The following is a 13,425-nucleotide window of genomic DNA, read 5'->3' on the forward strand; positions in this document are numbered from 1 at the left end:
TGCGGAGCATTACCCATGAAAACCGTTCCCGATGCCTATCTCGGCGTCTGGCGCCGTCGCCTGCTGACCACCACGGCCGGCCTGCGCGACGAAACCAGCGAAGTCTACTGGCTGCAGACCGCCAGCCTGCACGCCGACCTGCGTCTGCCGGGGGGGCAACCCGTGGCACCGGCAGCTTCGCTTGAAACCTGCAGCCATGCCCAGCAGTTGGCGCTGAGTGAACAGGCCGGCTTTGCCGGCATCACCGAGGTCAACGGCGATATCTGCCAGTGGCATCGGCTGATCGACTTCCAGCCGCCGGGCGGGCCTGCGGATATCGGCCTGATGCGCTTCGAGACCCCGCAGCGGCTGCTGGAAGACGGGCTGGACGGCAGCTATCACGAAATCTGGCAGCGCCTGCCGGAATCGCAGGGGCGCAACTGGGGGATCTGGCTGCGCGCGGCGGAGCAGCCAGCCCGCCAGGCCTGCCTGCTGGTAGCGGGCGACTACTTCCTGTTCGCCGCCGAGCGGCCGATTCTGCTGCCGGCCAGCTCGGGGCATCTGCGTGAACAGCTGGCCGCCGTCGGGCCCGCGTTGCGGCCGCAGCTGCTGGCCTGCGAGCTGTCCTTCGGCCGCCACCGCAACGGCGCCACACCCTGGCAGATCACCCATTCGACGCTGCCCGGCCGCGTCGGCGACGCGCTGCTGTCGAGCTACTGGAACTTCGCCGACCCCGCCAGTCTGCCCGCCGCGGACCTCGCCGCGCTCGGCCGTTATCCGGCGGCCGGCGGCTGGCAACGCGTCGAACTGGATGTGCCCACCGCTACACAGGAGGTCCCCGCATGACTGCACAGATCAGCATTCCCTCCACTGCCCCCGCCGCTCAACAACGACACACCACAGCACCCGTCGCGCGGGCCGAACCGGTGATGAGCAAAGGCAGTTTCTGGCGCATTCGCGGCGAACTCTCACGGCGCAGTGCCTGGCTGCTGACCGGCGCCGGGCTGAGCCTGCCCTTCGTCGTCTGGTGGCTGTGGACCGCCCTCGGCCTCGCCGACCCGATGTTCATGCCGAGCCCCGGCGCAGTGCTCGAGCGTATCGGCCGCTGGTGGACCAGCGAGGGGCTGCTGGGGGACATCGGCATCAGCGTCTGGCGGGTCATGGCAGGCTTCGGCGCCTCGGCGCTGATCGCCCTGCCACTGGGGCTGTACATCGGCACCTACCGGCCGGTGCAGGCCTTTCTCGAGCCGCTCACCGACTTCATCCGCTACATGCCCGCCGTTGCCTTCATTCCGCTGGTGATGCTCTGGGTCGGCATCGACGAGGGCTCCAAGGTACTGATCATCTTCATCGGCACCTTCTTCCAGATGGTGCTGATGGTCGCCGAGGACGTGCGCCGCGTGCCCATGGCACAGATCGAGGCGGCGCAGACCATGGGCGCCAACCGCAGCGAGATCGTCAAGCTGGTGATCCTGCCCTCGGCCAGGCCGGCGCTGCTCGACACCCTGCGCATCACCTGTGGCTGGGCCTGGACCTACCTGGTGGTGGCCGAGCTGGTCGCCGCCAATTCCGGCCTCGGCTACGCCATCCTCAAGGCGCAGCGCTACATGCATACCGACAAGATCTTCGCCGGCATCCTGCTGATCGGTCTGATCGGCCTGCTCACCGACCAGGCCTTCCGCTGGTTGCACCGCCGCGCCTTCCCCTGGATGAGGAAATGACCATGTCCGATGCCAAGATTCGTGTCCGCCAGGTCGGCAAGACCTTCGTCAGCGAGCGCCGCGAGGTGCAGGCGCTGCAGTCGATCGACCTGGATATCCAGCCCAACGAGTTCGTCACCTTCGTCGGCGCCTCGGGTTGCGGCAAGTCCACCCTGCTGCGCATCATCGCCGGGCTGGAAACGCTGAGCCGCGGCGAGATCCTGCTCGACGGCAGGCCCATCGAAGGCCCCGGCGTCGACCGCGCCATGGTCTTCCAGCACTACAGCCTCTACCCCTGGCTGACGGTGATGCAGAACATCAAGTTCTGCCGCCAGCTCAAGGTGATCGGCGACACCGTGCGCCACGATGGAGACGTGGAGTCCGCCGCCGGCCGCGCCGACGCGCTGCTCAACCTGATGGGCCTGACGCGTTTCGCAGACGCCTACCCCAGCCAGCTCTCCGGCGGCATGCAGCAGCGCGTCGCCATCGCCCGCGCGCTGCTGCCCAAGCCGGCGACGCTGCTGATGGACGAGCCGTTCGGCGCGCTGGACGCACAGACCCGCGAAGTCATGCACGACCTGATCCGCCATGTGCACGCGCTGGAGAAGAGCACCATCCTGTTCGTCACCCACGACGTCGAGGAAGCCATCTACCTCGGCAGCCGCATCGTGCTGATGGCGCCGCGCCCCGGCCGCATCGATTCGATCCACGAAGTGCCGCTGCCGGCCCGGCGCAACCAGGACATGAAGCTCGCGCCGGAATTCACCGAGCTCAAGCGTGAGATTCTCGCCCGCATCCGCGAGACGTCGGGCATGCAGACCGATCTGCAACAGCTGGCCAGGCTCAGCGCCGAGGCCGGCTGAAGCCGGCCTCAGCGCGGCATCATCCGCACCCCGGACAGCTCGGACAGCGGCCGCGGCCGTCCCAGGTGATACCCCTGCACGAAGTCCACGCCGATCTCCCGCAGACGGTCGAGGATGGCCTGCGATTCGACGAACTCGGCCACCGTCTGCAGTCCCATCTCGTGGCCGATGGCGTTGATCGAGACCACCATGGCCCGGGCGATGGAGTCGTGCTCGATGTCGCGGACGAACACGCCGTCGATCTTCAGGTAGTCCACCGGCAGCGTCTTCAGGTAGCCGAAGGACGACAGCCCGGAGCCGAAGTCGTCGAGGGCGAAGCTGCAGCCGGCCGCCTTGAGCTGCTCGATGAACTTCATCGCGCGACTGAGATTGGCGATGGCCGCCGTCTCGGTGACCTCGAAGCACAGGCACTCGCTGGGTATCCGGTGGCGCTCGATGGCTGCCAGGATGAATTCGAGAAAGCTCTCCTCGCCCAGCGACATCGCCGAGAGGTTGATCGAATAATGCCCGATCGTTTCCTTCTGGTGCCGGCACAGGTCGCCGACCCAGGCGAGGAAGTTGCCCACCACCCAGCGGTCCACCGCCGGCGCCAGGTCGTAGCGTTCGGCTGCCGGCATGAAGGCCCCGGGCGGAATGATGCTGCCGTCCTCGCCGAGCATGCGCACCAGCACTTCGTAGCGCGGCACGTCATCCGGCCGGCACGAGGAAACGATCGGCTGCACGTACAGCCGCAGGCGGTCGCCGTCCAGCGCCTGGCGCAGGCGATGGGTCCACTGCATCTCGCCGCGGCGCTCCAGCAGTTGCTGGTCGTCGGCCTGGTAGACGTGCACCCGGTTGCGCCCGCCCTCCTTCGCCGCGTAGCAGGCGCTGTCCGCCGCGCCGAGCAGCGGGCCGAGGCTGCGCGCGTTGGCGTCGATGCCGACCAGGCCGATGCTGGCGCCAATGGCGAAGCTCTTGCCTTCCCAGTTGAAGCGGAATTCGTCCACGGCGCGGCGAATGCTCTCGGCGATCAGCACCGCCTGCTGCAATGGGCAGTCGAGAAAGAGGATGCCGAATTCATCGCCACCCAGGCGCGCGAGCACGTCGGTGCTGCGCATGCGCGTCTTCAGCAGACGCCCCAGCTGGCGCAGCAGCTCGTCGCCGGCGGCGTGCCCGCAGGTGTCGTTGACCACCTTGAACTGGTCGAGGTCCATGTAGCAGAGCACGTGCTCGCGGCCATCCTCCGGCTGTTCGCGCAACAGCCGTTCGAGCTGGCGCTCGAACGCCGAACGGTTGACCAGGCCGGTGAGGTTGTCGTGGTTGGCCTGGAAGGTCAGCTTGCGCGCCAGTTGGCGGGTGACGGTGACGTCGCGAAAGGTCAGCACCAGGCCGATGACCGTGCCGTCCGAATCGCGGATCGGCGCCAGCGCGTCCTGGATCGCGATGCGGCTGTTGTCGCGCCGTTCGAGAATGCCCGGCGGTCGTTCGGCGTGGCCGCTGGCATCGCTGCGCCGGCGCAGCGCCTCGCCGGCGGCCGTGGGCAGGCGTGCGCCGGAGGTCTCGTCGAATACCCGGTAGACCTCCGCCAGGGGCAAGCCTTGCGCCTGCGTCTGCTGCCAGCCGGTCAGCTGTTCCGCGCTGGGGTTGAGATAGCGCACACGCCCCTCGCGGTCGGTGGTGATCACCCCGTCGCCAATGGACGCCAGCGTCACCTGGGCCAGGCGCTTTTCGGCGAACAGCTGCTCCTCGATGCGTCGCCGCTCGGTGATGTCGCGCACGGTACACACGTAGGCTTCCTGGGCATCGCCCTGGCTGGCGGTCAGCTCGGCGGCGAACGGCTGGCCGTCGCGGCCGTGCAGCAGCAGCTCGCAGGTGACCTCGCCCCCTGTCGGTGGCAGCAGCGCGCCGGACCAGGACGAGCCGCAGGCGATGAAGCGCTGCAGCGGCTGGCCGACGATATGCTCGGCGGGCAGGCCCAGCAGGCGCTCGGCGCCGGGGTTGCAACTGGTCAGCACGCCGTCGCCGGTATAGGTGACGATGCCGTCGCGGATGTCGCGAACGATGCTCTGGGTCTTCGCCACGGCGCTCTGCAGTGCGCGGATGACCTTGTTGTACTGCGCGGCGATCTGCCCGACCTCGGTGAACGGCTCGACCTCCACCTCGCGGTGGAACTGGCCCTGGCGCTGGTGTTCGTCCATGGCGTCGAGCAGTTCGATCAGCTCGGTGCGCGCGCCGTGCTCGCTGACGTTCAGGCCGATGCGCTCGTCGTCCGGATCGACCCGCAGCGGGTAGTGGCGATCGATCAGCCGCAACAACAGGTAGGTCAGCCCGAAGGCCCAGAGGGCGCAGGCCAGCACCCCTTCGACCTGCACCAGCAACTGTTCGCCGCGGCCGAGGCCGGTGCCCAGCAACAGCGGGTCGCCGAGCAGCGCCACGGCCAGGGTGCCCCAGACACCGGCGGCCAGATGCACCGGCACCGCCCCCACCACATCGTCGATGCGCCAGTGCAGCAGCAACCGCTCGGCGAGGCACATGGACAGGCTCCCGCCCAGGCCGATCAGGATCGCGGCCGGCACGCTGACGGCATGCGCGCCGGCGGTGATCGCCACCAGGCCGGCCAGCATGCCGTTGAGCGGCAGCACCGGTTCGACGTAGCCATGGCGCCACCAGGACACCGCCATTGCCGTCGCGATACCCGCCATGGCGGCCAGCACCGTATTGACGATGATGCCGGGTACGCGCAGGTCGAATGCCAGCGTGCTGCCGCCATTGAAACCGAACCAGCCGAACAGCAGCAGCAGGCCGCCGAGCATCGCCAACGGCAGGTTCGAACCCGGCATGCCGCGCCGCCGCCAGGCCGGGTCGAAGCGCCCCGAACGCGGCCCGATGACCATCACCGTCGCCAGCGCGATCCAGCCGCCGACACCGTGCACCACGGTGGAACCGGCAAAATCGACGAATCCGCGCTCGGCCAGCCAGCCCTCCCCTTCGCGCAGGGCGCCGCCCCAGGCCCAGTGACCGAACAGCGGATAGATCAGCCCGGCCGACAACGCGGCGACGATCAGGTAGGCGTTGAAGCGCATCCGTTCCGCCGCGGCGCCGGAGACGATGGTCGCCGCCGTGGTGCAGAACATCGCCTGGAACAGGAAGAACGCCAGCGACCAGCTCTCGTCGATGGCGAAGGAGGTGAAGAACAGCCCGCTCCCGGCCAGGCCGTAGTGGCTGGCGCCGAACATCAGCGCGAAACCGAACAGCCAGTAGGCCATCAGCGCGATGCACAGATCGACCATGTTCTTGGTCGCGACGTTGATGGCGTTCTTGCTGCGGGTCAGGCCCGCTTCGAGGCAGAGGAAGCCGATCTGCATGTTGAACACCAGGCCGGCGCATAGCACTACCCAGAGGGTATCGATCGAGGCTGTTGGCATCATGTGTCCGCATCAAAGGAGGGATCACCAGGCTGCGCATCCGCCCGAAGACGGAGATGGCACTGAGCCACTAGCCAGATTCATGCCATGGCAGAAGCCCGATCAGCCGTAGGTTGGCGCTGAGCACAGCGAAGCCCAACACCCGGCACCCATCCCATCGAGGCCCGATTCCTCTCACTGCCGGCCAAGAAGCGCCCGCATCGCCGCGAAAACCTGCGCCATCGCCCGCGGCTCGCGCCCTGGCCCGCCGGCGCAATGGCCCCAGTCCGATTCGAGCACCCGCAGCTCGGCACCTGGAATCAGCGAGGCCTCGTGGCCGGCGTCCGCGACGGTGAAATACAGGTCGCTGCTGCCGGGCATGAGAATCGCGCGCGCCTGGATACGCCCCAGCGCCTCGGCCAGCGAAGCGACGCCGAAGCTGCGCGCCGGATCGGCCGACTGCCAGCTGTGCAGCACGCAGAGCAGGTCGTTGGCGTCCTGCTCCAGATGGTCGCGTTCCCAATAGTCGAGCAGTCCATCGAGGCTCTGGAAGCCCAGCCCGCGCCACAGCTCGCGGCGGAAGAACGCCTGGGAATAGGCCCAGCCGGCATAGACTCGGCCGAACGCGCGCAGGCCGCGCTCGGGCGGCGTGGCGTAGCGGCCGCCCTGCCAGGCGGCATCGGCGCAGAGCGCCGCCTTCAGCCCGTCCAGGAATACCCGGTTGTGTGGCCAGCAGCGCGCCGTGCAGCAGAACGGCAGGATGGCGCGCATCCGCTCGGGATAGGCCATCGCCCAGAACAGCGCCTGCATGCCGCCCATGGACCAGCCGGTCACCAGCGCGAGCTGCCAGTCGTCACCGTACAGCCGGTCGAGCAGTGCCTTCTGCGCTCGCACGTTGTCCAGCAGGCTGACCTGCGGAAAGCCCGCCGCCTCCTGGCCGGGCGCGGCGTTGCTCGGCGACGTCGACCAGCCGGCGCCCAGCAGATCGGTCAGCACCACGCAATAGTCGCCGGTTCCGAGCGGGCCATCCGCACCAAGCAGGGGCAGGCTGCCCCAATGTGTACCACCGTAGTAGCTCGGAACCAGCACCAGGTTGTCCCGCGCCCGGTTCGGCGTACCCGCCAGCTGATAGCAGAGCCGCGCGTTGCGCAGACGCTGGCCGCTTTCCAGGTGCATGTCGCCCAGCGCGAGAAATTTCTTTTCCCTTTTCATTTCAATCATCTGCGTGACTCCTGCATCGGCGAAACGGGGACCGGAAGGCACCAGCGGCGGGCCGTTTCTATACACGCTGGCATGTATATTGGATGAAGGAATCGTGCCAGTGGCCCCGGCCGCCATTCATGACGCCAAGGAGCGCAAGCCCATGACCAGCTTTCCCCTCTCCTCCGTCGAGGAGCTTAAACAGCAGTTGCAGGACAAGGGCGTGAAGTACGCGATGGCCAGCTACGTCGACATCCACGGCGTGATCAAGGGCAAGTTCGTCCCCATCGCCCATCTCGGCCAGATGCTCCGCGGCTCCGAGCTCTACACCGGTGCGGCGCTGGACGGCGTCCCGCAACAGATCAGCGACAACGAGGTGGCCGCGATGCCAGACCCGGCGACCGCCACCCGGTGCAGCTGGAACCGCGATCTCGCCTGGTTCGCCAGCGACCTCTACCTGGACGGCAAGCCCTTCGACGCCTGCTCGCGCGGCATCCTCAAGCGCCAGACCGAAGCCGCTGCAGCGCTGGGCTACACCTTCAACCTCGGCATCGAGACCGAGTTCTTCCTGTTCAAGGACACCCCGGATGGCGGCTTCGCGCCCATTTCCGAGCGCGACGACATGGCCAAGCCCTGCTACGACCCGCGCCTGCTGATGGACAACCTGCCCATCGTCGACGAACTGGTGCAGGCGATGAACGAGATGGGCTGGGGCGTCTACTCCTTCGACCACGAGGACGCCAACGGCCAGTTCGAAACCGATTTCAAGTACACCGACGCCCTCGGCATGGCCGACCGCTTCGTGTTCTTCCGCATGATGGCGGGCGAGATCGCCCGCAAGCACGGCGCCTTTGCCACCTTCATGCCCAAGCCTTCGGCCGACCGCACCGGCAGCGGCGCGCACTACAACATGTCGCTCGCCGACATCGAGACCGGCAAGAACCTGTTCGAAGTCGATGGCGAAGACCCCTACGGCTGCGGCGTGACCCCGTTGGCCTACCACTTCATCGCCGGGGTACTGAAACACGCCAAGGCCATCTGCGCGGTCATCGCGCCTACGGTCAACAGCTACAAGCGGCTGATCCGCAAGGGCGCCATGTCCGGCTCGACCTGGGCGCCGGTGTTCTGCTGCTACGGCAACAACAACCGCACCAACATGCTGCGCATCCCGTCCCAGGGCGCGCGGGTCGAATGCCGCGCCGCCGACATCGGCTGCAACCCCTACCTCGGCGCCGCAATGATTCTCGCCGCCGGCCTGGAAGGCATCCGCGACAAGCTGGAGCCCGGTCAGCCGCATCGCGAAAACATGTACGACTACAGCGAAAAGGATGTCGCCGCCATGGGTATCGAAACCCTGCCGCGCACCCTCAGCGAAGCCATCGACGCGTTCGAGGCCGATCCGCTGTCGCGCCAGGTGTTCGGCGATGCGATGTATGAAGCCTTCGTCGACTACAAGCGCGACGAATGGAATGCCTACCACACCCACGTTTCCGACTGGGAAATCCAGCGCTATCTGAAGTTCTTTTGATCGAGGAGATTCGCCATGCAAGCCAACACCTTCAAGCGTCTGCTGTGTGCCGGCGCAGTGGTATTCGCCAGTCTTTCGCCCTTCGTCGCTCAGGCCGAGGAAAAGAAAAGCTTCGATATCGCCTGGACCATCTACGCCGGCTGGATGCCATGGAAGTATGCGGATGAGTCGGGAATCATGAAGAAGTGGGCCGACAAGTACGGGATCGAAGTGAACATCACCCAGGTCAACGACTACGTCGAGTCGATCAATCAGTACAGCGCCGGCCAGTTCGACGGCGTGGTCGCCACCAGCATGGATGCGCTGTCGATTCCGGCGGCCGGCGGCATCGATACCACCGCACTGATCGTCGGTGACTATTCCAACGGCAACGACGGGATGGTGATGAAGGACAGCGCCGACCTGAGGAGCCTCGCGGGTCAGCAGATTCATCTGGTCGAGCTGTCGGTTTCGCATTACCTGCTGGCCCAGGCACTCGATAGCGTCGGCATGAGCGAGCGCGACGTGCAGGTAGTCAACACCTCGGACGCCGACCTGGTCGCCGCCTTCAGTACCGACGAGGTGCGCAATGTCGTGACATGGAACCCGCTGCTCGACGAAGTCGCCGCCACGCCCGGTGCGCACAGGACCTTCGACTCCAGCCAGATCCCCGGCCACATCAAGGACCTGACCATCGTCAACAGCGAAACCCTGGCCGACAACCCTGATTTCGGCAAAGCCGTGGTTGGCGCCTGGTATGAGGTGATGGCGATCCTGGAAAGCGACACCGAGGAAGGCGCCAAGGCGCGTGCCTCGCTGGGCCAGGCGTCCGGAACCGATCAGGCCGGTTACGAAAGCCAGCTCAAGGGCATGAAGATGTTCTGGAAGCCGGCCGACTCGCTGGCGTTCATCAACAGCGACGAGGCGTATCAGGCCATGGACAGCGTGCGCAGATTCTCCTTCGATCACGGCCTGCTGGGCGACGGTGCGGACTCGGTAGACTTCATCGGCATCGCCATGCCTGGCGGCAAGTTGATGGGCTCGGACGCCAACGTCAAACTGCGCATCGATACCACCTACATGCAAATGGCCGCGGACGGAAAACTCTGAATCCTCAGCCCGTGACGGGCGCCAGGCGCCCGTTTCATCAGCCACGGCGCGCTGTCGCACAGTGCGTTCTGGCTGAGCCACCGCGCATCATCTGAGGCCCCACATGCGCCGGACCAAAGAAGACGCCGAACAGACCCGCCTGAAGATCATTGCCGCAGCGCTGGAACTGTTCAGCCGCAACGGTTACTCGAACACCACGCTGGCGATGATCGCCGACAGCGCCGGCTTCAGCCGCGGCCCGATCTACTGGCATTTCAAAAGCAAGGACGAGCTGTACGAAGCGGTCCTGGCCTACTCCCAGGCACCGCTGGAGCAGCTCATCGCCCGCAGCCGGAAACTGGCCGACGAGCCGCTTGCCGCGCTCGAGCACTTCATCGACGACTGGTTTCGGCTGTTGCTCGAGGACCGCTGGTATCGCCAGTCTTTCGAGATCCTGCTGAACAAGACCGAACTCACGGCACAGATGGCCAGCACCTTGAAGCGTGAGCGCAAGCTGACCCGCGACATGGTTCAGCTGCTGGAGGCGCTGATCGAGCGAAGTCAGCAGGCGCCAGGCACCGACGACTGCCAATCCCCGCGGGCGCTGGCGCTGCTGCTCTATTCGAGCCTGATGGGCATCACCCACACCTGGTTGCTGTCACCCAAGCTGTTTTCGCTCAGGGAGCAGACGCCCTTCATGGCGAGCACTCTGTTGGCGCTGGTGACGTCGCGCACTCCAGCCCTCAGTGACTAGCCAAGCATACGACGGCGTTTGAGCTTGCTCAGCAATGCCGGCCTTAGCGCGGCGGCGTCCAGATCGATGGTATTGATCAGCCCGGTGATCTCGGCGCGCGAGAGCGATAGCCGGCACGGCACGCCGGTAAGCAACAGCGACTCGCCTGCCGCTTCATCGATGAGCAGCACGCGGATGGTCGAGGGCGAATCCATCCGTGCGCTGAACAGCAGCGGTTCGAAATACTGTTGAACCAGAGCAAATGCCTCCGGTTGCCTGAATCGTTTCATGATGACAACTCCATTTGTCAGGCGGCGGATTCTATCAGCGGCTTTCACATCACTCTGGCTGGCAAGTGCCAATTGCAGCACAACGTGCACCAGCACTGTCCGAGCAAAACCTGCCCTACGGATGTTGCAGGAAGTCGCGCGGGCAGCCTACGCAACGAACTGCACCTTGACATTCGCCAGTCCCTGGCAACATCCGCGCTCGTTTTCCGTACCGCAGAAACGCTGAAGGCCCCGGAATACGGGGCCTTCAGGATTGCAGATGGCGGAAGCGCAGAGATTCGAACTCTGGGAAGGGTCTCCCCTTCGGCGGTTTTCAAGACCGCTGCCTTCAACCACTCGGCCACACTTCCGGATAAAGCGGGCGCAATAGTACCGGATAGAAATACACTGTCAAACACTGATGCTAGGCATCTAACTTGCCTCTGCTATGATCCGGGACAAATCGTCTCAGGCTTGAATTCATCCAAGGAGTGTCGCCATGCACGAACACGATTACGCGCTTAGCCACACGCAGGTCGAACAGCGCGAGGTTAGCAAGGTCCTGCGCAACACCTACGGGCTACTGGCCATGACCCTCGCGTTCAGCGGCCTGGTTGCCTACATGGCCATGCAGGCCAATGCCGCCTACCCGAACATCTTCGTGGTGCTGATCGGCTTCTACGGCCTGTTCTTCCTCACCGCCAAGCTGCGCAACTCGGCATGGGGCCTGGTTTCCACCTTCGCCCTGACCGGCTTCATGGGCTATACGCTCGGCCCGATCCTCAACATGTACCTGGGCCTGGCGAACGGCGGTGAGCTGATCAGCTCCGCGCTGTCGATGACCGCCCTGGTGTTCTTCGGACTGTCGGCCTACGTGCTGATCACCCGCAAGGACATGAGCTTCCTCAGCGGCTTCATCACCGCCGGTTTCTTCGTGCTGATCGGCGCCATGCTGGCCGGCTTCTTCTTCCAGATCACCGGACTGCAACTGGCGATCAGCGCAGGTTTCGTGCTGTTCTCCTCGGCCTGCATCCTGTTCCAGACCAGCGCCATCATCCACGGCGGCGAGCGCAACTACATCATGGCCACCATCGGCCTGTTCGTCTCGCTGTACAACCTGTTCATCAGCCTGCTGCAGCTGCTGGGTATCTTCGGCGGCGACGACTGATTCAGGTCTGAACCCGCCCGCTGCCGCGGGCACTCCGACACCCTGCGAAGGCCACGCTTTCGCAGGGTGTTTTCGTTTGGGCGCCGATATGCCGCGTTGTGGAAACGCCTCAGCCGGTGCGCACGGTCTGGGCCTCGGGCGCGGCATCCTCGAAGCGATTCACCTGTCGCAGACTCCTGAAGCCGAGCATCCAGCCGCCGGTCACCACGAGCGTGCAGAAACAGCCCAGCAGTGCCGCCGGTACCGCGCCGAACCAGGCGGCGCTGGTACCGGCGCGGAACTCGCCCAGCTCGTTGGACGAGCCGATGAACAGCATGTTCACGGCATTGACGCGTCCACGCATGGCGTCCGGCGTGGAGAACTGGATCAGCGACGAACGGATGTACATGCTCACCATGTCCGCGCCGCCGGCGACGAACAGCGCGGCGAACGACAGCCAGAACAGGCTGGACAGCGCGAAGACCATGTTGGCGAGACCGAACACCGCCACGGCGATGAACATGGTCATGCCGACATGGCGATCGAACGGTCGGGTGCTCAGGTAGAAACCCACTATCACCTCACCCAGCGCCATGGCGCTGCGCAGTGCACCAAGGCCGGTCGGGCCGACTTCCAGCACCTCCTGGGCGTAGATCGGCAACAGCGCGACCACACCACCGAGCAGCACGGCGAACAGGTCCAGCGAAATGGTGCCGAGGATGATCGGTCGCGAGCGGATGAAACGGATACCCGCGGTGAAGCGCTGCCATGCCGTGGCCTCCAGCGCGCGCATTGCCTCGCCATAGCGCACCGGCACCCGCTGCAACAGCACGATCGCCGCGAGGAAGAACAGCAGGCAGGCCGCATAGGTCAGCCCGCCACCGCCCAGTGCGTAAAGGCCACCGCCGAACACCGGCCCGGCGATGGTGGAGCCGCGCACGATCATGCTGTTGGCGGCGATCGCCGCGGCCAGACGCTCGCGCGGCACGATCTGCGGCAGCAGGCTGGACAACGCCGGCCCGGTGAAGGCGCGGGCGCAGCCGTAGAACACCAGCACGATATAGAAGCTGAGCACCGCCCCACCGCTGAGCGAGAGCCACAATAGAGCCGCCGCGCAGATCGCCTCGAGCGCCCAGCTCAGGGCGAGGATGCGCTTGCGATCGTAGCGGTCGATCAGATCGCCGGCAGGCATCAGCAGCAGGAACATCGGAATGAACTGGGCCAGTCCGACATAGGCCAGCGACAGCGGATCGCGGGTCATGTCGTACACCTGCCAGGCCACCACGACGGCGAGGATCTGCACAGCGAACATGGCCAGTACGCGACTGATCAGGAATGGCAGGAAGCCAGGCTGGCGGTAGACGGAATCAGGCAAAGCGCAAGCGTCGGCAACAGACATGGGATATCCAGACGGCTAGCCCGGTAGTGGGCAGAAAGCCGACCAATTTACCGGAGCGGCAAAGGCACCGGCAATGCTGGCCCGGCCGGCCGCTCCCGGACCAGCACCGTTGCTCGGCAATCTGGCGTGCCTTTTCCCCCCGACGAGCGCCGGAAT

Annotated in this window: 11 protein-coding genes and 1 tRNA gene; 7 read left to right on the plus strand and 5 right to left on the minus strand. The window is 65.7% G+C overall.

Annotated features, from left to right (window positions below):
- The first annotated feature begins 15 nt into the window (after positions 1 to 15).
- From P5704_002740 to P5704_002750, 3 genes are read left to right on the plus strand one after another with little or no spacing between them, the layout of a single operon-like run.
- The gene (locus P5704_002740; GenBank protein WOF79439.1) at positions 16 to 825 is read left to right on the plus strand and encodes a hypothetical protein; all 810 of its coding nucleotides are present in this window, start codon (positions 16 to 18) and stop codon (positions 823 to 825) included.
- The gene (locus P5704_002745; GenBank protein ID WOF79440.1) at positions 822 to 1,700 is read left to right on the plus strand and encodes an ABC transporter permease; all 879 of its coding nucleotides are present in this window, start codon (positions 822 to 824) and stop codon (positions 1,698 to 1,700) included. The genes P5704_002740 and P5704_002745 overlap by 4 nt, the downstream gene beginning before the upstream one ends.
- Before the next feature lie 2 nt (positions 1,701 to 1,702).
- Positions 1,703 to 2,542: an ABC transporter ATP-binding protein gene (locus tag P5704_002750; GenBank protein WOF79441.1), complete on the plus strand. Its 840-nt coding sequence runs from the start codon at positions 1,703 to 1,705 to the stop codon at positions 2,540 to 2,542.
- 8 nt (positions 2,543 to 2,550) lie between these two features.
- Here P5704_002750 and amt read toward each other — a convergent pair whose 3' ends face one another.
- Together amt and P5704_002760 are read right to left on the minus strand one after the other, a co-directional pair.
- Complete coding sequence (amt, locus tag P5704_002755) at positions 2,551 to 5,949, minus strand: ammonium transporter (protein WOF79442.1); 3,399 nt, start codon at positions 5,947 to 5,949, stop codon at positions 2,551 to 2,553.
- A gap of 171 nt (positions 5,950 to 6,120) precedes the next feature.
- On the minus strand, positions 6,121 to 7,146 hold the full coding sequence (locus P5704_002760; GenBank protein ID WOF79443.1) for an alpha/beta fold hydrolase: 1,026 nt from the start codon (positions 7,144 to 7,146) through the stop codon (positions 6,121 to 6,123).
- Positions 7,147 to 7,288: 142 nt separating this feature from the next.
- Between P5704_002760 and glnT the strand changes: the two genes are divergently transcribed.
- The 3 genes from glnT (at position 7,289) to P5704_002775 (ending at position 10,475) form a co-directional block, all read left to right on the plus strand.
- Positions 7,289 to 8,653 carry a type III glutamate--ammonia ligase gene (glnT, locus tag P5704_002765; protein ID WOF79444.1) on the plus strand — a complete coding sequence of 455 codons (1,365 nt, stop codon included), beginning with the start codon at positions 7,289 to 7,291 and terminating at the stop codon, positions 8,651 to 8,653.
- 15 nt (positions 8,654 to 8,668) lie between these two features.
- Positions 8,669 to 9,742, plus strand: coding sequence for a putative urea ABC transporter substrate-binding protein (locus tag P5704_002770; protein ID WOF79445.1), 1,074 nt, complete (start codon positions 8,669 to 8,671; stop codon positions 9,740 to 9,742).
- A 103-nt stretch (positions 9,743 to 9,845) separates the two neighbouring features.
- Positions 9,846 to 10,475 carry a TetR family transcriptional regulator gene (locus P5704_002775; GenBank protein WOF79446.1) on the plus strand — a complete coding sequence of 210 codons (630 nt, stop codon included), beginning with the start codon at positions 9,846 to 9,848 and terminating at the stop codon, positions 10,473 to 10,475.
- On the opposite strand, the gene P5704_002780 is transcribed toward P5704_002775, so the two are convergent.
- Positions 10,472 to 10,744, minus strand: a complete 273-nt coding sequence (locus P5704_002780; protein WOF79447.1) for a DUF1652 domain-containing protein — start codon at positions 10,742 to 10,744, stop codon at positions 10,472 to 10,474. The genes P5704_002775 and P5704_002780 overlap by 4 nt on opposite strands.
- A gap of 260 nt (positions 10,745 to 11,004) precedes the next feature.
- A tRNA-Ser gene (locus tag P5704_002785) sits at positions 11,005 to 11,094 on the minus strand.
- Positions 11,095 to 11,222: 128 nt separating this feature from the next.
- Between P5704_002785 and P5704_002790 the strand changes: the two genes are divergently transcribed.
- The gene (locus P5704_002790) at positions 11,223 to 11,891 is read left to right on the plus strand and encodes a Bax inhibitor-1/YccA family protein (protein ID WOF79448.1); all 669 of its coding nucleotides are present in this window, start codon (positions 11,223 to 11,225) and stop codon (positions 11,889 to 11,891) included.
- 109 nt (positions 11,892 to 12,000) lie between these two features.
- Here the strand turns inward: P5704_002790 and P5704_002795 are convergent, their stop codons facing one another.
- Positions 12,001 to 13,269 carry an MFS transporter gene (locus P5704_002795; protein WOF79449.1) on the minus strand — a complete coding sequence of 423 codons (1,269 nt, stop codon included), beginning with the start codon at positions 13,267 to 13,269 and terminating at the stop codon, positions 12,001 to 12,003.
- Between the last annotated feature and the right edge of the window lie 156 nt (positions 13,270 to 13,425).

The organism is Pseudomonas sp. FeN3W, assembly GCA_030263805.2.
In the GTDB taxonomy this organism is placed as follows: domain Bacteria; phylum Pseudomonadota; class Gammaproteobacteria; order Pseudomonadales; family Pseudomonadaceae; genus Stutzerimonas; species Stutzerimonas stutzeri_G.